General features: G+C 62.9%; 21 protein-coding genes. 10 read left to right on the top strand and 11 right to left on the bottom strand.

Annotated elements, in window-relative coordinates; all coding sequences use genetic code 11:
• Window positions 1-55: 55 nt before the first annotated feature.
• From Q0603_RS00575 to Q0603_RS00585, 3 genes are read right to left on the bottom strand one after another with little or no spacing between them, the layout of a single operon-like run.
• Window positions 56-937: an ABC transporter ATP-binding protein gene (locus Q0603_RS00575; protein WP_298720392.1), complete on the bottom strand. Its 882-nt coding sequence runs from the start codon at window positions 935-937 to the stop codon at window positions 56-58.
• A gap of 7 nt (window positions 938-944) precedes the next feature.
• On the bottom strand, window positions 945-1,784 hold the full coding sequence (ntrB, locus tag Q0603_RS00580; RefSeq protein ID WP_298720395.1) for a nitrate ABC transporter permease: 840 nt from the start codon (window positions 1,782-1,784) through the stop codon (window positions 945-947).
• A 15-nt stretch (window positions 1,785-1,799) separates the two neighbouring features.
• The gene (locus Q0603_RS00585) at window positions 1,800-3,194 is read right to left on the bottom strand and encodes a CmpA/NrtA family ABC transporter substrate-binding protein (protein WP_298720398.1); all 1,395 of its coding nucleotides are present in this window, start codon (window positions 3,192-3,194) and stop codon (window positions 1,800-1,802) included.
• Window positions 3,195-3,408: 214 nt separating this feature from the next.
• On the opposite strand from Q0603_RS00585, the gene Q0603_RS00590 reads away from it, so the two are divergent.
• Window positions 3,409-5,376 (top strand): sigma 54-interacting transcriptional regulator, encoded by a 1,968-nt coding sequence (locus Q0603_RS00590; protein WP_298720401.1) that lies wholly within the window; start codon window positions 3,409-3,411, stop codon window positions 5,374-5,376.
• 137 nt (window positions 5,377-5,513) lie between these two features.
• Entirely contained in the window at window positions 5,514-5,756 is a 243-nt protein-coding gene (locus tag Q0603_RS00595; protein ID WP_298720404.1) for an AbrB/MazE/SpoVT family DNA-binding domain-containing protein, read from the top strand.
• A gap of 67 nt (window positions 5,757-5,823) precedes the next feature.
• Here Q0603_RS00595 and Q0603_RS00600 read toward each other — a convergent pair whose 3' ends face one another.
• Window positions 5,824-6,423, bottom strand: coding sequence for a mobile mystery protein B (locus Q0603_RS00600; RefSeq protein WP_298720407.1), 600 nt, complete (start codon window positions 6,421-6,423; stop codon window positions 5,824-5,826).
• Window positions 6,420-6,881 (bottom strand): mobile mystery protein A, encoded by a 462-nt coding sequence (locus Q0603_RS00605; RefSeq protein ID WP_298720410.1) that lies wholly within the window; start codon window positions 6,879-6,881, stop codon window positions 6,420-6,422. Before Q0603_RS00605 ends, Q0603_RS00600 begins: the two co-directional genes overlap by 4 nt.
• 279 nt (window positions 6,882-7,160) lie before the next feature.
• On the opposite strand from Q0603_RS00605, the gene Q0603_RS00610 reads away from it, so the two are divergent.
• On the top strand, window positions 7,161-8,048 hold the full coding sequence (locus tag Q0603_RS00610; RefSeq protein WP_298720413.1) for a MipA/OmpV family protein: 888 nt from the start codon (window positions 7,161-7,163) through the stop codon (window positions 8,046-8,048).
• Window positions 8,049-8,066: 18 nt separating this feature from the next.
• On the opposite strand, the gene Q0603_RS00615 is transcribed toward Q0603_RS00610, so the two are convergent.
• Window positions 8,067-9,260 (bottom strand): M20 aminoacylase family protein, encoded by a 1,194-nt coding sequence (locus tag Q0603_RS00615; RefSeq protein ID WP_298720472.1) that lies wholly within the window; start codon window positions 9,258-9,260, stop codon window positions 8,067-8,069.
• 48 nt (window positions 9,261-9,308) lie between these two features.
• A complete protein-coding gene (locus Q0603_RS00620; RefSeq protein WP_298720475.1) occupies window positions 9,309-10,220 on the bottom strand; it encodes a LysR family transcriptional regulator in 912 nt (303 codons plus the stop codon).
• A gap of 233 nt (window positions 10,221-10,453) precedes the next feature.
• Here Q0603_RS00620 and Q0603_RS00625 point away from each other — a divergent pair, with 233 nt between their 5' ends.
• The gene (locus tag Q0603_RS00625) at window positions 10,454-11,719 is read left to right on the top strand and encodes an MFS transporter (protein WP_298720478.1); all 1,266 of its coding nucleotides are present in this window, start codon (window positions 10,454-10,456) and stop codon (window positions 11,717-11,719) included.
• Between the two features lie 71 nt (window positions 11,720-11,790).
• Here Q0603_RS00625 and Q0603_RS00630 read toward each other — a convergent pair whose 3' ends face one another.
• From Q0603_RS00630 to Q0603_RS00640, 3 genes are all read right to left on the bottom strand, one after another.
• Window positions 11,791-12,636, bottom strand: coding sequence for a hypothetical protein (locus Q0603_RS00630; protein WP_298720481.1), 846 nt, complete (start codon window positions 12,634-12,636; stop codon window positions 11,791-11,793).
• 144 nt (window positions 12,637-12,780) lie between these two features.
• Window positions 12,781-13,014 (bottom strand): DUF1127 domain-containing protein, encoded by a 234-nt coding sequence (locus Q0603_RS00635; RefSeq protein WP_298720484.1) that lies wholly within the window; start codon window positions 13,012-13,014, stop codon window positions 12,781-12,783.
• Between the two features lies 1 nt (window position 13,015).
• Entirely contained in the window at window positions 13,016-14,092 is a 1,077-nt protein-coding gene (locus Q0603_RS00640) for a class I SAM-dependent methyltransferase (RefSeq protein ID WP_298720487.1), read from the bottom strand.
• 135 nt (window positions 14,093-14,227) lie between these two features.
• On the opposite strand from Q0603_RS00640, the gene Q0603_RS00645 reads away from it, so the two are divergent.
• The 6 genes from Q0603_RS00645 to Q0603_RS00670 all read left to right on the top strand — a co-directional run bounded on the left by Q0603_RS00645 (window position 14,228) and on the right by Q0603_RS00670 (window position 18,330).
• Window positions 14,228-15,289 carry a helix-turn-helix domain-containing protein gene (locus tag Q0603_RS00645; protein ID WP_298720490.1) on the top strand — a complete coding sequence of 354 codons (1,062 nt, stop codon included), beginning with the start codon at window positions 14,228-14,230 and terminating at the stop codon, window positions 15,287-15,289.
• Between the two features lie 68 nt (window positions 15,290-15,357).
• Window positions 15,358-15,900, top strand: coding sequence for a hypothetical protein (locus tag Q0603_RS00650; protein ID WP_298720495.1), 543 nt, complete (start codon window positions 15,358-15,360; stop codon window positions 15,898-15,900).
• Between the two features lie 17 nt (window positions 15,901-15,917).
• Complete coding sequence (locus Q0603_RS00655) at window positions 15,918-16,370, top strand: YetF domain-containing protein (protein WP_298720498.1); 453 nt, start codon at window positions 15,918-15,920, stop codon at window positions 16,368-16,370.
• 79 nt (window positions 16,371-16,449) lie between these two features.
• Window positions 16,450-16,878 carry a MerR family transcriptional regulator gene (locus Q0603_RS00660; protein ID WP_298720503.1) on the top strand — a complete coding sequence of 143 codons (429 nt, stop codon included), beginning with the start codon at window positions 16,450-16,452 and terminating at the stop codon, window positions 16,876-16,878.
• A complete protein-coding gene (locus Q0603_RS00665) occupies window positions 16,814-17,233 on the top strand; it encodes a carboxymuconolactone decarboxylase family protein (protein ID WP_298720506.1) in 420 nt (139 codons plus the stop codon). The genes Q0603_RS00660 and Q0603_RS00665 overlap by 65 nt, the downstream gene beginning before the upstream one ends.
• 62 nt (window positions 17,234-17,295) lie before the next feature.
• A complete protein-coding gene (locus tag Q0603_RS00670) occupies window positions 17,296-18,330 on the top strand; it encodes a methionine synthase (protein ID WP_298720509.1) in 1,035 nt (344 codons plus the stop codon).
• Between the two features lie 462 nt (window positions 18,331-18,792).
• On the opposite strand, the gene Q0603_RS00675 is transcribed toward Q0603_RS00670, so the two are convergent.
• Window positions 18,793-19,053, bottom strand: coding sequence for a hypothetical protein (locus Q0603_RS00675; protein ID WP_298720512.1), 261 nt, complete (start codon window positions 19,051-19,053; stop codon window positions 18,793-18,795).
• Between the last annotated feature and the right edge of the window lie 385 nt (window positions 19,054-19,438).

The following is a 19,438-nucleotide window of genomic DNA, read 5'->3' on the forward strand; positions in this document are numbered from 1 at the left end:
TTGGGCGAGTGGACTAGGGTGCAAACAACCACGCGATAAAAATCGGTGCGGGCGATCACTCCGCGCCGGCGGCGGCGACGGAGCGGCTATAGGCGGCGCCGGCGGTTCCGCCGACCTGGACATGCGGCGGCTTGCGCGCATCCCAGCCGGCAGGCGGCGTGAAGGCTTTCGAGCGGCGCACCAGGAAATCCAGCAGGTGGTTGCGGATCGGATAGTAATCCGCCTGCTGGTGCAGGGTTTCGCGGGTGCGATCCTTGGGCAAGGTGTTGACCAGGATTTCAGCAATGCGCGCGCCCGGACCGTTGGTCATCAGCACGATGCGGTCGGCCAGCAGAATGGCCTCGTCCACGTCATGGGTGATCATGAAGACGGTCAGATTGGTGGCGGCGCGGATGCGCAGCACTTCGTCCTGCAAGGTGCCGCGGGTGAGCGCATCGAGCGCCGAGAAGGGCTCGTCCATCAGCAGCGTCTTCGGCTCGATGGACAGCGCGCGGGCAATGCCAACGCGCTGCTTCATGCCGCCGGAAAGCTGCGAGGGCTTTTTCGCCTCGGCGCCGGACAGGCCGACCATGGCGATGTATTTGCGCGCATGCTCGACCGCCTTTGCCTTCGGCCAGTCCGGCCAGCGCGACTGCACGGCGAAGAGCACGTTGTCGAGCACGCTCATCCACGGCATCAGCGCATGGCTCTGAAACACCACGGCGCGGTCCAGCGAGGGGCCTTCGACCGCCTTGCCGTCGAAGATGATGGCGCCGGCGCTGGGCTTGTCCAAGCCGGCGAGGATGTTGAGCACGGTGGTCTTGCCGCAGCCGGAATGGCCGATGATGCAGACGAACTCGCCCTTCTCCATCCCGAACCACAGATCCTCGAACACCGCCTTGTCGGTGCCGGGGAATTGCCGCTTCAGGCCTTCGACCGAAATGAAATGCTGACTCATGGCTGCCTCACTCCGGATAGGTCACAAGACGGGTAAGGAAGCCGAGCAGCTGATCGAGCAGCATGCCGATCACGCCGATGAACAGGATGGCGTTGATCACGTTGGCAATCGAGAGATTGTTCCACTCGTTCCACACGAAGTAGCCGATGCCGGTGCCGCCCACGAGCATTTCGGCGGCGACGATCACCAGCCAGGCGATCGAGACCGAAATGCGCATGCCGGTGAGAATGGTCGGCGCCGCAGCCGGCAGGATGACGCGGAAGATCTTGCGGAAGGTGCCGACTTCCAGCGTGCGCGCGACATTGAGCCATTCCTTGCGCACATTGGCGACGGCGAAGGCGGTGTTCACCAGCATCGGCCAGATCGAGCAGATGAAGATGACGAAGACCGCCGAGATGTTGCTGTCCTTGATCGTATAGAGCGCAAGCGGCATCCAGGCCAGCGGCGATACCGGGCGCATCACCTGGATGAACGGATCGAGCGCCTTGCGGAACAAAGGCGACAGGCCGATCAGGAAGCCGAGCGGCACGGCAACGATCACCGCGAGACCGAAGCCGATGCCGACCCGCAGAATGGAATAGGCAAGCTGGGTTCCGATGCCCTGGTCGTTCGGTCCCTTGTAGTAGAAGGGATCGGCGATGTGATTCCACAACACCTTGCCGACATCGAGCGGCCCGGGCATCGCGGATTTGCCGGTGACCGCCGTCTGCCCCATCAGCTTGGCATATTCGGGATCGATATCGCTGGCAGCGCCGCCGCCCATCGTGCCGAGCTGCCACGCCGCCAGGAAGGCGGCGAGCAGCGCGACCGACAGGATCGCAGCGCGTAATCGGAACGACAGACGCATGGAACCAGTCCTGCCTTAGACGCGCTTGATCTTGAAGGAGGCGATGTATTCCTCAGGCTTCGCCGGATCGAAGGTCTTGCCCATCACCGTCGCCGGCGCATAGGTCGCCGAAGGCGGGGTCAGACCGACCTCCTTCATCAGCTTGGCCGCGTCGGTCGCCAAAAAGACCTGCTCGGCCACCTTCTTGTAATCGACATCGCCCTTGAGCTGGCCCCAGCGCTTCATCTGGGTGAGGATCCAGACCGCGAAGCTGTGCCAGGGGAAGGGCGCGAAGTCGATGCGATCAGGCACCTTCTGCACCTTGCCGAGGCCGTCGGCGAAGGTGCCGGTCAGCACCTGCTCGACCACGGTCACCGGCTGGTTCAGGTAGTTGGCCGGCGCGATGGCTTCGGCGATCTGCTTGCGGTTCTCCGCCTTGGTGGCGAAAGCGGTCGCCTCGATGATCGCCTTGAGCAATGCCTGATAGGTGTTCGGCATCGTCTTGACGAATTCCTCAGACGCCGCGAAGGCGCAGCAGGGATGGCCGTCCCAGATTTCCTTCGACAGGATGTGGATGAAGCCCACCCCGTCATAGACGGCGCGCTGGTTGACCGGATCGGGCGCCAGGAAACCGTCGATATTGTCGGCGCGCAGGTTGGCGACCATCTCCGGCGGCGGCACGGCGCGGATCTGCACATCGGTATCCGGATCGACGCCATGTTCGGCCAGATAGTAGCGCAGCAGATAATTGTGCATCGAATAGTCGAAGGGCACCGCGAGCTTGAAGCCCTTCCAGGATTTCGGATCGCGCTTGTCCTTGTGCTTCATCGACAGCGTGATCGCCTGGCCGTTGATGTTCTCCACCGCCGGCATCGTGTAGGGGATCGGGTTGGAGCCGGTGCCGGTGGTGATCGCCAGCGGCATGGGCGAAAGCATATGCGCCGCGTCGTATTCCTTGTTCAGCGTCTTGTCGCGGATCACCGCCCAGCCGGCGGTCTTGATCACTTCGACATTCAGGCCGTGCTTGGAGTAGAAGCCCATCGGATGGGCCATGATGATCGGCGTGGCGCAGGTGATCGGAATGAAGCCGACCTTGAGATCCTTCTTCTCCAGCGGACCGCTCTTGCCCTGCGCGAACACCTCGCGCGCGGTGGCCAGCGGGAAGGCCTGCTCCAGAGCGGCCAGCAGGGTACCCGCGCCGATGGCATGCAGCACGCGCCGGCGCGTCATGTCGTCAGGCAGGATGGCGCGGATGACGGCCTGATCGACCGCATTGGTCAGACGCTTTTCCTCATCGGCGGCCGTCTCAAGCTCGGCCTGCCGCTGCAGCGCGGCGTATTCGGCATTGTGCTCGGCCAGGCTGCGGTGCGCCCCGCAGGGGCAGGCGCCGAGCGACGTGCCGGCATCGAACGGATTCTTGAACAAGGACATGGCGCGGTCTCTCCCCCGATTGCTGTGGCTGCCTGGTTGCAGTGCAGCAAGGACCGTGCCAGAGGCTGTGGGCGCGTGTGGTTACAGCGGTAATCGAGCGTTACACGCCGTAAGGCCGTCGGAGGCATATTACGATAATTCGTAGTATACGAAATTCCGTAATTATGATTACGATAGATCGTAGTTATTGATCGAGAGGCCACCGGAGAGGCCGATGGACGCCGCACCAATTCCTGCTCATTCAGAGCTTCCCGCGACATCGGTGATGTCCGCCGCGGCGCATGCTTACGGCGCTGCCTTCGAGGCCAGCCCGCTGGGCATGCTGGTGCTGGATCCGCAGAGCGACCGGGTGCTGGACGCCAATCTGCCGGCCTGCCGGCTGCTGGGCTATGACCGCGAAGCCTTGCGCGAGATGGCGATGAGCGCGCTGCATCCGGGGCAGCTGCCGGCGCTGATCGTCTTCACCGAGGCCGTACTGACCAAGGGCCGCTACTGGACCCGCAGCCTGATCCCGCGCCATGCCACAGGCCGCGAATTGCAGATCGAATATCAGGGCGCGCTGCTGCCCGGCGATCCGGTGCGGCTATTGCTGACCATCATCGATCTGGAAGAGCGGCGGCGCCATGACGTCGATACCGAGGCCGACGCTTACGTGCGCGGCGGCATCGCCGAATGGCAGCAGGTCGAGCGCTTCTTCCGCGATGTGGAGCGCGAGAACCAGCTCATCCTGCGCGCCGCCGGCGAAGGCATCTACGGCGTCAATGCCGAAGGCAAGACCACCTTCGTCAATCCCGCCGCCGAACGCATGCTGGGCTGGAAGGCGGAAGAGCTGGTCGGCAAGGACATCCACTCGATGGTGCATCACACCCATGCGGATGGCCGTCCCTATCCGGGCCATGACTGCCCGATCTACGGCGCCTTCCGCGACGGGCGCGTGCATACCGTTGAGAACGAGGTTTTCTGGCGCAAGGACGGCAAGCCTTTCTGGGTCGAATATACCTCCACGCCGATCCACGACCGCGGCGCCGTGGTCGGCGCCGTGGTGGTGTTCCGCGATGTCAGCCACAAGCGCGAGGCGGAAGAAAAACTGCGCGCTGCCCTGGAAGAGGTCGAAAACCTGCGCCAGCGGCTGGAGCTGGAAAACGCTTATCTGCAGGAAGAGATCCGCCTGGAAGGCAAGCATCGCGGCATCATCGGGCGGTCTGCGGCCATTCAAAGCATCCTGCGCCAGATCGAACTGGTGGCGCCGACCGATGCCACCGTGCTGGTCACCGGCGAATCCGGCACCGGCAAGGAACTGATTGCGCGCGCCATTCACGAGGCCAGCAGCCGCTCCAGCCGCCCGCTGATCCGCGTCAACTGCGCCGCCATCCCGCGCGAATTGTTCGAAAGCGAATTCTTTGGCCATGTGCGTGGCGCCTTTACCGGGGCGCTGCGCGACCGCGTCGGCCGTTTTGAGCTGGCCGATGGCGGCACGCTGTTCCTCGATGAAGTCGGCGAGATTCCGCCCGAGCTGCAGGGCAAGCTGCTGCGCGTGCTGCAGGAGGGACAATTCGAGCGCGTTGGCGAGGAGCGCACGCGCAAAGTCGATGTCCGCGTCATCGCCGCCACCAACCGCGACCTGAAGCAGGAAGTGCGGCTTGGCCGTTTCCGCGAGGATCTGTATTTCCGCCTCAATGTCGTGCCGATCGAATCCGTGGCCTTGCGCGAGCGGCGCGAGGACATTCCCTTGCTGGCGCAGCATTTCCTGCAGGGCGCCAACCGCAAGCTGAAGACCGATCATCTGCGGCTGACCGAAGGCGATGTGCGCCGCCTGATGCAATACGACTGGCCGGGCAATGTGCGCGAACTGGAAAACGTGATCGAGCGCGCCGCGATCCTGGCGCGCGATGGCCGCCTGCGCATCGTGCTGCCCGAGAGCAGCAGCGCGCCGCAGGATCACGCCGCGCCCGTCAGCGACCAGACCCGTCCGGCTTTGCTGACCGAAGAAGAAAGGCGGGCGCGCGACCGCGCCAACATCATCGCCGCCCTGCAGGCCTGCAACGGCAAGATCTTTGGCCCGGGCGGCGCGGCTGAGCTGCTGGACGTCAAGCCGACGACGCTCGCCTCACGGATCAAGGCGCTGAATATCCGCGTCGAGCGCCAGCCAAGAAGACAGGCCGGGCGACAGCAGGCGGGATAACTGGCACGCGCGGGTTAGCACTCCTACCCTCTTGTGTGCCAGCGCGGTTCGCGCTCCACTGGCCGCCTTCGGACCGCCCCTGAACGCAACCGCCCGGCCAGCTTTGCTGGCCGCGCCGCTCACCGATGCGAGGACCCATGGCGACCGCGAAACTTGAGAAAAATGGCAAGATCTGTCTGCCGAGCGACATGCTTGAGATCCATCGCTGGCAGGCCGGCACCGAATTCTCCATCGAAGACAGGCCCGAGGGCCTGCTGCTGCGCCCGCTGAACGGCGATTTGCGGCCGGTGAAGGAAACGCAGACCGGCCACAGCGCCACCGGGCGGGACCGCACGCTGGCCGATGCGATGCGTAACCGCTACGCGAAGCTGGGGCATTAATTCACTCACGCCTTGCGGAAAAATGTAACTCGACTGGACACTTCAAGCATATCGATCGTGAAAAATGCTATGACCGCGCAAAGGCAAGCAGCGGTCTGATGTCATGACGGTCAGCGGCGCGCAGGGCTTCGATATATTTGGTACGTAGTTCACCGACATCGGCAAGGCTGCCGCTGCCCCAGCTGAAAGGCTGACCGCCAAGCCATTCGACCAGAAGATCAGCCATCAGGCGCGCGTGCCGACCGTTACCATTTGGAAATGGATGGATTGCGACGAGCCGATGGTGCAACCGAACGGCGATTTCATCGGTTGGATAGGTTTTGTGCTCCACCCAGTAGCACACATCACCAAACAGCGCCGCCATTTCGGCGTGGATGCGGTAGGCGTCGACCCCGATATTGCGCGCCGTCGTACGGCAAGTTCCCGCCCATTTCCATACATTGCCGAACATGCGCTTATGCAGGTCCAGCGCAAATTTGATACTCAGAATGTCCTTCGTTTTTTTTCGGCCAAGGAGTCTTTGTGCCCACACAGCACACGCCAGGATATTCTCCTCCTCCGCCTCGTTGAGGTCGCGCCGATGGGTGATCCAGCTTTGCAGGAGTCCGTCGCGCTCCTCCGGCTCCAGCGGCGTCGCACCGTCCGGTTCCGCAAAGACGTCGTTCACGCCTCCTCCCACAGATCACGCCCCTTGATGTGATCGCGGATATAGGCCTCGATACGTGCTTCCATCTCAGCGTCACCGGTGTCCTGCGCTTCCAGCTTCATGGTGTGGGCGACGCGGGTCAGCGCGCGCAGCGCGATCTTCCGGGCCCGCGCGTTGACCACTTCCTCCAGGGAGCTGTTTGGCACAAGGGCATAAACCAATGTGCAGTCGAGCGCTTCCGCCGCCCTGCGCAACGTGCTGAGCTGGATCGAGCCTCTCGCTTCTGATTTCTCGATAGCCTCGACTGTCTGCGGACGGACGTCCAGCCGCACAGCAAGCTGTACGCCGGTCATGCCGATCGCATCCCTGATTGCCCGTATCCAGCCTTTTGGCGGCGGGCGCAGCCGGTCCACAGGTTTGAGCACCCTGAGCCGCTCATCCAAGCGCTCACGCGCTTTCTTCCTGGCGTCCTTTTTCATATTATATCCTGATTTTCCCTTTTAGAAATCAGGATATAATATGATTATAGATAAATCAATATCAGAATAAAACCTGATTCTACCTGAAAATAATCAGATTATAGTTTGACCATCAGGCCTGGGCGTTCCTAGGCTAAATGAAATGCGGCACCCAGGGCCCACATCAGCAGCTTGGGTAAAACCGGAGGCGCCTTTGGCCACAGCATCACCACACTTCAGCGGTGTTGCCTGATGCAGTGTTTGATCGCCGGTGTGGAAGCCCTAGCTTTCAGGACAGCCATGCGCCGTTTCTGGTCTTTGTTGCATATGGGGATTGCGATCCTCTGCCTCCCTGCCCTGCCCGCTGCCGCCCAACCGCATGAGGCGCAGCCGCAGGTGGCCCAGACCGTGCCTGTCGCGCCGCAGGATCAGGCGCCGATCAGCGAGCCGGTTCTGCAACTGCATTCTGGCCATCGCGCAAGCGACGAATGGCGCTTCAGCCTTGGCGTCGGCGGGCTTTATGCGCCGACCTATCTCGGATCGAACAATTACGATCTCGATCCGCTGCCGCTTATCGACATCCGCTATCGCGATCGCCTGTTTCTATCCACCCGCGATGGCCTAGGGATCAATCTGCTCTCCGGCAGCAACTGGCGCGCCGGCCCGGTGCTGAAATACCGCCGCGGCCGCGATCAGGATGACGATGCAGCGCTTCATGGACTGGGCGATGTCGATCCGGCCGGCGAGATCGGCGGCTTCGTGCATTACGACCTGCGGCCCTTCACCATGGGCGCGGAAATCCGCCAGGGTTTCGGCGGCCACGATGGCGTGATCGGCGATCTGTTCTTTACCTGGACGACGCTGTTCAACGACCGTACGCAGCTCAGCCTGGGTCCGAAGCTGTCGCTGGGCAGCCGCGATTTCACCGAAAGCTATTTCGGCATCGATGCCAATCAGGCGGCGCGCTCAGGCTATCAGCGTTACGAGGCAGACGGCGTGTTCGTCTCCTACGGCCTTGGCGCATCGCTCACCTATCAGCTCGGCGATGGCTGGGCGCTCGGCGGCTTTGCCGGCGTCGACCGCCTGGAAGGCGATGCAGCGGATTCGCCCATCGTCGATCAGGCCGGCTCGGCCACCCAGGGCCGCGTGGGCTTGAGCATTGGCTACAGTTTCGGCACCGGAAAATGATCTAGCAAGCGCACCCGGTCAGGGCGCACCCAGTTCCGCCTGCACCAGATTGACCCAATAGGCGACGCCGGTCAGCGTGACTTCGTCGTTGAAGTCGTAATGCGGCGTATGCACGTAATGGCAGGAGCCGTCCTCGACGCTGCCGCCATTGCCAAGCAGGATATAGGCGCCGGGCTTCTTCTCCAGCATGAAGGCAAAATCCTCCGCGCCCGTGAGCGGCTCGGTCTCGCCATCCACCAGATCCGCGCCCACCGTGGCCTGCGCCGCCTTGATGGCGACGGCCGTCTGCTCGGGCGCATTGATCAGCGGCGGATAGCGCCGCAGGTAATCGTATTCGCCGGTGCAGCCATGGGCGGCGGCGATGCCCTGCACCAGTTCGCCCAGGCGGCGCTCCAGCAGATCACGATCGGCTGGCGTGTAGCTGCGCGCCGTGCCGCGAATGGTGACCTGCGACGGGATCACGTTGGGCGAACCAAAAGAGCCGGCGGCGACATGGCCGACGCTGACCACCGCCGCATGCTGCGGCGAGACATTGCGGCCGATGATGCTTTGCGTCGCCGTGATGAAGGCGGCAGAGGGCATCACCGGATCGGTGCCCATATGCGGCATCGCGCCATGGCCGCCGGTGCCGCGGAAGATCGCCGTCCAGGTATCGGAGGCAGCCATCATCGGGCCCTGGCGGATGGCGAACTTGCCGGCCGGAATGCCCGGCATGTTGTGCATGCCATAGACGGCATCGCAGGGAAACTTCTCAAACAGGCCTTCTTCGATCATCACCCGCGCGCCGCCTTCGCCCTCTTCCGCGGGCTGGAAGATGAAATGCAGCGTGCCGGCGAAATCGGGATTCTTCGCCAGATGCTTGGCGGCGCCGAGCAGCATGGTGGTGTGGCCATCATGGCCGCAGGCATGCATCTTGCCGTCATAGACGGAGCGATGCGCGAAGGTGTTCTTCTCCTGCAGGTTCAGCGCATCCATATCGGCGCGCAGCCCGATGGCGCGCTGCCCCGGCCGCTTGCCCTTCAGCGTGCCGACCACGCCGGTCTTGGCCAGGCCGCGATGGACGGCAATCCCCCATTCGGTGAGCTTGGCGGCGACGATGTCGGCCGTGCGGTTCTCCTCAAAAGCGGTTTCGGGATGGCGGTGGATGTCGTGGCGGATTGCCGTCAGTTCGTCGCGATAGGCAGCAAGCTCGCGCAGGAGGTCTTTGCTCATGTCTGCTCTTCGTTTTGAGATCTGTAGGGAGGTTGCCTTACCTCAGCATTATGCGCGGAGCTTGGCAAGGGCGGGCCGCGGCGCCGCGGCCACTTCGCCCTGCAGCAGCCGGCGTTCCCGTTCAAACAGCCCGACCAGGAAATCCATCACCGTGCGGATGCGCGGCGCGCGGCGCAGATCGGGATGCACCACCAGCCACATTTCGCGGTCAGTCGCGCTGGTTTCGCTCGGCACCCGGCGCAGCAGCGGATCGCGACTGCCAATGTAATGCGGCAGGACTGCGATCCCCATGCCGACCCGCGCCGCCTGATAAAGGCTGCCCATGTCGTTGGACACAAAGGCCAGCGGCTGTCCCTTCGCCTGCGCACGCAGAAAACCATGCAGGTCGAGATGGGCGAAGCGGTCGTTATAGCCGATATAGCTCCAGTCCTTCGGCTTGGTTTTCCGCAGATACGCGCGCGCACCATACAGACCGAAGCCGATTGCGCCGATCCGCCTTGCCACCAGCCCGTCGCCGCCGGGCTTGATCATGCGCAGGGCGATATCCGCCTCGCGGCGGGCGAGATCGACGTTATGCACATCGCCAGACAGATCGATCTGGATATCGGGATGCGAGCGGCGCAGATCGATGAAATGCGGCGCCAGGAAATGGCTGGCCAGCAAGGGCGGCGCGCTGATGCGCACCTGTCCATGCAGGGTGACGGCGCCGCTGGCCTGGCGCTGCAGGGCCAGCGCCTCGGCCTCCATCCGCGCCGCCGTGGCCATCAGCTCCTCGCCTTCAGGCGTGAGCGCATAGCCGCGCGGCAGGCGGTCGAACAGCTTCAGCCCCAGGCGCTGCTCCAGCGCGGCGATGCGGCGCGCCACGGTGGAATGGTCGACCTTCAGCCGCCGGGCCGCCGCCGACAGCGATGCCTGCCGGCCCAGTTCGAGAAAGACCCGGATATCGTCCCAGTCCATCATGGCAGCGATCCCCAGATAACGCAGCGCTCTGTGCAAATATACCCAGAGGCTGGGCGCAATTGCCATCTCCCCGGCGCCCGCCGGTTTCCTAATCTGAGGGCAAGAATCGAAGCAATTCGATCCACTTGGCGGTCAAGCGCCGCATGAAGCCCGGACTGGACTTCGTCGCCGTCGCGCAGCATGATCTGCCCGCCCGAGACTGTAAAATAGCGATGTGAAACAGAGATAACGTCATGTCCGCCTCCCAGGCCCGCATCCCCTTCCATCACCCATCCCTGAACATGACCCAGAGCGTGTCGATCCTGGCCGGCGCAGCCGTCATGCTGTCGCTTGCCATGGGCATGCGCCAGAGCCTTGGCCTGTTCATGCAGCCGATCACCAAGGATATCGGCATTTCGGCCGCCGATTTCGCCTTCGCGCTGGCGGTGCAGAACATCGTCTGGGGCATCGCGCAGCCGTTTTCCGGCGCGCTGGTCGACCGCTTCGGCACCCGCCTGATCGCCCTGTTCGGCGGCGTGATGTATGCCGGCGCCCTGATCCTGACCGCCTATGCGACGGCCGCCTGGATGGTGACCCTGGGCTCGGGCGTGATGATCGGCGTAGCTTTGGCCTGCACGACGTCGGGCATCGCCGCCAAGATCGCCGCCAAAGTCGTGCGCCCCGAGCGCCGCAGCCTCGCCTTCGGCCTGGTGTCGGCGGCAGGCTCCATCGGCACCTTCTTCGCCGCGCCGCTGGCGCAGGGCGTGATCCAGAGCAGCGGCTGGCAGATGGCGATGTTCGTCTTCGTCGGCCTTGCCGCGGCGATGCTGCCGGCGGCCCTGATGGGCGGCCGCGCCGATGCCGTGCCGATTGAATCTCATGGCAGCAACGAGACGATGCGCACGGCTTTGGGCGAAGCGGCCAGCCATGGCGGCTATATCATCATGGCCAGCGCCTTCTTCGTCTGCGGCCTGCAGCTTGTCTTCCTCACCACGCACCTGCCCACCTTCCTGGCCGATTGCGGTGCCGATCCGATGCTGAGCGCGCAGGCGCTGGCCGTCATCGGCGCGTTCAACGTCTTCGGCTCCTGGCTGTTCGGCTGGCTGGGCGACCGCTGGCACAAGCATTGGCTGCTGGGCATCATCTATCTGGTCCGCTCGGCCGCCATCGCGCTGTATTTCATGCTGCCGGTCAGCCAGTTCTCGACGCTGCTTTTTGCTGCCGTGATGGGCACGCTGTGGCTGGGCGTCATTCCGCTGGTCAACGGCCTGGTGGCGCAGATCTTCGGCATCCGCTATCTGGCGACGCTGACCGGCATTGCCTTCTTCAGCCATCAGGTCGGCAGCTTCCTCGGCGCCTGGGCCGGCGGCGTGATCTATGATGCGCTTGGCTCGTATACGCTGGCCTGGCAGTTGGCGGCGGCCATCGGCGCTGCAGCGGGCATCATGCAGTTGTTCATGAACACAACGCCGACCGAGCGCGTGCTGTCAGCCCAGCGCGAGGCTGTCGCGGCAGAATAAGAAACAGCAGAGCAAAAGAAGAAGGCGGCGGAGTTGTCTCCGCCGCCTTTTTATTGGGCCGGTTCCGGTTATCAGCGGCCGAGATACTGCTTCACGGTTTCGTCCGCGACCTTCTGCAGATGCGCGGCAATGTCGGCACCAAGCCCGGCATCGTATTTCAGGCCGACCGGCGACTGGTTGAACAGCGTCGCATAGGTCGTCGCAGCGGCCAGATAAGTGCCGGCCAGGCTGGGATGCCGCTTGTCCGGCACATAAAGGTTGAGGTCGGGCCGCGCCGCGATGGAGCGCGCAAAGGCAAGGCCGGCCGGGATCACCAGCGCATTGTTGTCGTTACCGGCCTTGGTATAGGCCTCGGCCAGCAACTCGGTCATCTCCGGCTTGTCCTGATAGGCCCAGGACATGAAGAAGACCGGCTTGGCGCCATGCTGGCGCACGGTATCGGCATGCTTCTTGGTATATTCCCAGAAGATCTTGCTGAGCGTCGGATGCACCGGGCATTGGCTGCAATCCATCATCACGGCAGCTTCGAACAGCTTGTCGGTCGGCGGGTTGAACACGACCTCGTTGTCGCCGACGAAGGAATACTTGCCGATGCCGTCGGGCCGGAAATACGAGGCGACGTCATGCCAGTCGAGGCCCGAGCCGCTGATCGTCACCGATGAGCCGCGGTATTTATGGCCCTTCAGGCCTTCGCTGACCATGCGGGCGATATGCCCGTGCATGGAGTTGTTGTAGTAGAAAAAGCTGTTGCCGATATAGATGACGGATGCCGGCGCGGCGCCGAGATCCTTCACCGCCGGCTTGCTTTGTGCCCAAGCCCCTGCCGTCAAGGACATCGAGAACAGGATCGCGGCCGATAAGCCGGTCAGGATTCGGGACAGTGATACTCGAGACAGCGATATCCGGGACAGCGACATGGTTTCCTCCGATGTTTTTGTTTTCTGTCCCGAAACTCTAGGGCCGTCCTCATCGGGCGGTCAAAAAATATTGTCGCCTGTCCCGTAAGTGTCACGGCTTCGGACAAGACGGCAGCCCGGAGCAACCGGGCTGCCGCATCCACTTCAATCGCGCAACGGCTGCTCGCCCACCCAGAAGGGCTGGGCGATTTCATATTGCACGGCCACCGGATCGATCCCGAGGTCACGCAACATGCGCCGGTCGAGCTGCGCCAGCTGCCGCCGGGCCCGGCTGCGCCGCCGCCAGACCCGCACGCGGTCGGCGAACCGGCCCAGGCTATCGAGGACGTGACGACCTTCGTCCTGCCGGAAATGGACGACGTTTATCAGGCTGATCATTTCAGCGCCTCATTTCGAGGATCAGATTGAAAGGCGTTGCGGTGGCGCGGCGGACATGGCTGAAGCCGCTCGCCTTGGCGACCTGCGCGAGCTGCGCCTCGCCGGCCTGGGCGCCGAGCACGTAATTGCCCTTTTCCGAGATCGCGTGGGCACAGCACAGCATCGATGACGCGCCGTAATACATGCGCGAGATCGGATTGATGTTGTCCTCCACATGATCGTTGGCAAACGGCTCGACCAGCATCACGGTGCCGTCCTTCGCCAGGCTTTTTGCCGCATGCTGGAGCGCCTTGTCGGGATGCCCCATGTCGTGCAGGCAGTCGAAGAAGCAGATCAGGTCGAAATCCCGCGGCGCGTAATCGGTCGCCCTGGCCACCTCGAAGGTGATGCGGTCGGCAACGCCGGCCTCTTCGGCGTGGCGGCGCGCTTCGCAGATCGAGCCTTCATGCGCATCGAAGCCCCAGAAATGCGAATTCGGGAAGGCCTGCGCCATGATGATGGTGGAATGACCATAGCCGCAGCCGATATCGGCTACCTTGGCGCCCTTCTCCAGCTTGGCCGTCACGCCATCCAGCGCCGACAGCCAGTCCTGCACCAGATGCGCCTGATAGCCGTTGCGGAAGAAGGCGGCGACGCCGCAATAGAGGCGGCCGTCATGATCGCCCCAGGGCACGCCCTTGCCGGTGCGGAAGGCTTCCGCCGCCTTGTCCTCATCGGCCCAGAGCGAGGCTGCGATCATCCAGGCATTGGGCATGAAGACGGGACTGGATTCGTCGGCCAGCATCATCGCCTGCTCGGACGTCATCTCGTAGCGCTGCGTCGCCGGATGATAGAGCAGATAGCCGGCCGCAACTTGCGAGTTCAGCCATTCGCGCACGTAACGTTCGGCGCAGCCGGCGCGCTTCGCGACTTCACTTGCGCTGAGCGGTCCGCCATGCGCCAGCGCCTTGTACAGGCCGAGCCTGTGGCCGAGCGTGATCATCACGCCGCCATTGCTGCCTGAAAGATCGCGGATCGCCATGCCGACCAGGTTTTCCAGCTTCTGGGGATCGATATTCGCATGCTGATGAATGTTCATGACTGACACCATTCCGTTTGGGGGGCAGTCCCGGATAATCCCGGGACGGGGGCTGCGCAGAATGGCGATTGCCACTGCCGGTAACGAGAGCGTAACCTGTCAATACCGGTCCAATCGTGCCATCGAGACGCCGCCATGACCGCCACCCAGCCGCCTGCCAACGGCCCGCTCCATGTCAGCCTGATCGCGATACCCGAAGCTTCTGCTTCAGTCATGTTCGGCATGTATGACCTGCTGAACGCTTTTCCGCAGATGCAGGACATCATCCCCGGCCTGCCCGACGCGACGCCGTTTCAGGTGGAGGTGATTGGCGAGATGCCCGGACAGCTAACGGTGGCTGGCGGAACGCCGATCCAGGTGCATCGCCGTTTCCGTGATGTGGATCACACCGATATTGTCATCGTGCCGGCGCTGGTCATGAACGCCTGGAAGACCGGCCGCTATAACGCGCTGGTCGACTGGCTGGCACGGCAGCATGACGAGAGCGGCGCGATACTCTGCTCGGCCTGCTCTGGAATCTTTCTAATCGCCGAGACCGGATTGCTTGATGGCCGGCGCAGCACGGTGCACTGGTCTTACGGGCCGCATTTCCGCAAGCTGTTTCCGAACGTGCCGGTGAACCCAGAGCAGACTTTGGTGATTGCCGGCGACCGCGGCCAGTTCGTCTCCTGCGGCGCGTCGATGTCCTGGCACGATCTCGCGCTGTATCTGGTTGCGCGCTACAGCGGCGAAGCGACGGCGCGGGCGGTGGCGAAATTCTATGCCCTGCAATGGCACCGCGACGGCCTGGCGCCTTTCATTGCCTTCGAGGGCCGGCGCGATCATGGCGATGCCGCCGTCCTGGACGCGCAGACCTGGCTGACCACGCATTTTTCGGTGGCGGACCCAGTGGAAGAAATGGTGCGGCGATCAGGTCTGGCCGAACGCACCTTCAAGCGCCGCTTCACCAATGCGACAGGTTACGCGCCGCTTGTCTATGTGCAGCATCTGCGGATCGAGGAAGCCAAGCGCCGGCTGGAAAGCAGCAATGATCCGGTCGACGAGATCGGCTGGCAGGTCGGCTATGAAGATCCCGCCTTCTTCCGCCGCCTGTTCAAGCGGCTGACCGGCGCATCACCCGGCCATTACCGGCGGCAATTCCAGATTCCCTCTTACGCGCTGCCTGAAGCGGCAAAGCAGCCCGAGCTCGCCCGGTAACCAACTGAAGACGTGACCGGCTGAAGACGCGAGAGGAACTTCGCCTCTTCTCACGGTGTTTCAGCGCCGTGAGCAAAATCCCCCCGCAAAAGCCCCCACATTCAGATGAATGGTCCGACCGCCAGCATCCGATCACCGAGGATATGGCGTTTCAGCGCAAGACCTGGAGGGCGGAGCGCATCGGTTGGGTGGTTCTGGTCGTGCTGCTGCTGCTGTCCGCGGCCGGGCTGTTCGGCCATGGCCTGCTGAGCGCGGCCACGGCGCAGGATGGCGATGGCCGGCTGACTGTCGAATACCACCGCTTCGCCCGCAATGGCGCGATGACGCGGCTGACCATCGGCGTCTCCCCGCCGGTGGCGGGCGATGTCGTCATCCGCCTCGATGAAGCGCTGCCGCGCAACTTCACCATCGAAACCGTGCAGCCCGCACCGGCCGAAAGCCGCATGCAGACCGGCGGTCTGGAATGGCTGTTCCGCGCCGGCAGCGATGCCGCATCTCCGCTGCTGGTGCATGTCACTTTGCGCTCTGAGCAGACTGGATGGCTGACGGCCCGGATTGGCCTGGCTGGCAGCGCTGCGCCCGTGAAACTGAACATTTTCATTTATCCCTGACATCCAGTGAGGCCGCCATGGACATCGTTCTTCGCGCTGCTGCCATGTACATCTTCCTCCTGGTGGTGTTCCGCATCGCTGGACGGCGCACCTTTTCCCAGATGACCAGCTTCGATTTCGTGTTGCTGCTGGTAATCGGCGAGGCGACGCAGCAGGCTTTGCTGGGCGACGATTTCTCCGTCACCAATGCGCTGATCATCATCGTCAGCCTGATTGCCATCGACATTGTCTTCTCGCTGGCCAAGAACCGGTTTCCGAAGCTGGATCGCATGGTGGAAGGCGTGCCGATGATCGTGGTGGAGAATGGCCGCGTGCTGAAACAGCGGCTGGAGCGCGCCCGGATCAGCGAAGACGACGTTCTGGAGGCCGCGCGCGAGCTGTGGGGCCTGGAGACACTCGCGCAGGTAAAATACGCCGTGCTGGAAGCCAACGGTCACATCACCGTCATCCCCAAGGAGGAGTGGCGGTAGGAGACGGCGAATTACCTCTTGACTTAGAGCGCGCTCTAACCGGTAGCTTTCCGGGCGTCGTGACGAAGGAAAGGCTTGCATGAAGATTGGCGAACTGGCGAGGCGTTCCGGACTGTCGGCCCACACGATCCGCTACTATGAGCGGATCGGGCTGCTGCCGCATGCCGACCGGAACCAATCGGGCCAACGCGACTACGACGCATCGATCCTGACCTGGATAGAGTTTCTCGACCGCCTCAAAACGACCGGGATGCCCATCCGGGAAATGCTGCGCTATGCGGCGTTACGGGAGCGCGGCGCCAGCACGGAAGAAGAGCGCCGCCTGTTGCTTGAACAGCATCGCGAGCGCGTCCGTGCCCGTGTGGCCGAACTGCAAGCCTGCCTTCTCGTCCTCGACACCAAGATTGCCGGATATGCCGGCAAGGAACAGAGGCTGAAGGATTATGACGCATCACTCCTCCAATACAGGCGAAAGCCGGCTGGAACGCGGAAAGCGGGCGCTTGCTGAAATCGATGGCGAGGCAGGCCATAATGTTATTGCCGCTCTGGCCGACATCGCCCCCGACTTCGCGGACTACATATTCGAGTTTTCGTTCGGCGACATTTACAGTCGCCCCGGCCTCGATCTGCGCTCCCGCGAAATAGCAGCCATCGCGGCGCTGACGGCGATGGGAACCGCGGCTCCGCAATTGAAGGTCCATATCGAGGCCGGCCTGAATGTCGGGCTGACCCGGGAGGAAATCATCGAAACGATCATTCAGATGGCCGTCTATGCCGGCTTTCCCGCAGCGCTCAACGGGCTGTTCGCGGCCAAGGACGTCTTCGCTGCCCGGTTCCCCGATCGGCAGCAGCAAACGGCATGACGGTTTTGGTTTCGCAGGCGGCCTGCTAATCTCCCGGCTTCTTGCATTGGGGAGGAAAATCCATGGCCGCACAGATCCTGTTTCCCACCGCCGTCGCCGGCAGCCTGCCGAAACCCGGCTGGCTGGCCGAGACGCACAAGCTGTGGCCGAAATGGAAGGCCGAAGGCGGGGAGCTTGAAACAGCCAAGCGCGATGCGACGCTGCTGTGGATCAAGCTGCAGGAAGATGCCGGGCTGGACACGATTGGCGACGGAGAACAGTCGCGCCAGCATTTCGTGCATGGCTTTCTGGAATTCGTCGACGGCATCGACTTCCAGAACAAGGTGGAGATGGGCATCCGCGACAATCGCTACAAGGCCATGGTACCGCGCGTCGTTGGCGCGCTGACCTTAAAAGGCCGGGCGCATGAGGCGGAAGCGAAACTGTTGCGCGCGCATACCAAGCGCAAGGTGAAGTTCACCCTGCCCGGTCCGATGACCATCATCGACACGATTGCCGACGAGCATTACGGCGACCGCATCAAGATGGCGATGGCCTTCGCCGATCTGCTGAACCAGGAGGCCCGCGCGCTGGAGAAGGACGGCGTGGACATCATCCAGTTCGACGAGCCGGCCTTCAACGCCTATACCACCGCGGCCGCAGGCTGGGGCATCGAGGCCCTGCACCGCGCCATCGACGGTCTGAAAACCAAGACAGCGGTGCATATCTGCTACGGCTACGGCATCCAGGCCAATATCGAATGGAAGAAAATGCTGGGCAGCGAATGGCGTCAGTATGAAGACTTCTTCCCGGCGCTGGCGAAAAGCCGCATCGACCAGGTGTCGCTGGAATGCCGCAACTCGAAAGTGCCGCCGAGCCTGATGAGCCTTTTGGGCGACAAGGAGGTGATGGTCGGCGTGATCGACGTCGCCACCGATCAGATCGAAACGCCCGAGGACATCGCCGACACGATCAAGACGGCGATGCAGTTCGTGCCCAAGGAGAAGATCATCCCCTGCACCAATTGCGGCCTCGCTCCGCTGGATTTCGAGGTGGCCCGCAAGAAGCTCAACGCACTCGGCGAGGGCGCCAGACTGGCCCGCGAACGGTTCGGCTGAGGCCGGGGCGCTGGCTGGGCGAAAACGGCAAAACCCGGGGACGCATTACTTAATGGGACCCGGGGCAAGCCCGGGGTGACGGCTTACTCCTTATTACTCTTCTTATTATTATTACTCTTCTTACACTCTTCGTTTTTTTGCCCGCTGTGCGCCATTGCGGTCTGTCCGGAGCCATCCGGGACCATCTGAATTCGTTCGGGTTCCTTTAATCCGTTTCGATCCGTTTCAGTTCATTTCAATCCATTTTCATCCATTTTCATCCGCTAGGCTTCGCAAAGCTTCCCGTCCGCTCCGGCTGCTTCCCGATTTCCCAGCTCTTCCCGCGGCTTAAGCCAGCGGACATGCCAAAAGCCGCGCCCCGGAAACCGGGCCACGGCACAAGAACATATAGAGTACATTTAAGCTGGGGTCAAGACAGGTGGGACCGCCCTGTTCCTCGCCACCCTCACTGGAGCAAAAGAATCAGCCCTTGGCGGCGGTCCTGCGTTTGCGCTTGGGCGGTGCGGGCGGCGCATAGGCGAGTTCGAGGGCTGCGGCCGCCTGGTCTTCGGCTTCCTTGGCCAGACGCAGGCTGCGCAGCCGTTCGATTTTTGCCGCCACCGCTTTCTGCCGTGCCTGCTCGGCCGCCATGGATTCGGCGGCTTCCTTCTCACGCTGGGTGATCTTTTCGAAACGCGCTTCCGCGCGTCGGCGGGCCTCGTCGGTGGATATGTTCTGAGCCACGGAATGCTCCTCTTGAATGGAATGAACTCTGGAAACTGGATGAATCGCCCGCCATTTCCGGCCACGCGCGTCCATGGGTGCGGGCTGGACATGGCTTTGAATATCCGGTGTCAGGCGCGGATGGCGCGGTGCTTAACAATGCCGGGGCGATCTCCCCTGCCGCACGCGAAGTGAGATAATGCGCCGTCCTGTTTTCTTTATATAGGGCGGCAGGCCGGGATTATCAGGGCGATGCCGTGGCGGAATGCGGAAATACCCGCGATTTCGCTCAATTCCTCGTAAGACGGCGCTACCGAAGCAACGCAGCATTGTGCGCTGGAAGCGGTTTAAGCCGGCGTCGCCGTTTTCTCACACCATCGTCGTTTCTCTGTCTTCAGACAAAACC

It is taken from the genome of uncultured Ferrovibrio sp. (assembly GCF_937960835.1).
Classification (GTDB): Bacteria; Pseudomonadota; Alphaproteobacteria; order Ferrovibrionales; family Ferrovibrionaceae; genus Ferrovibrio.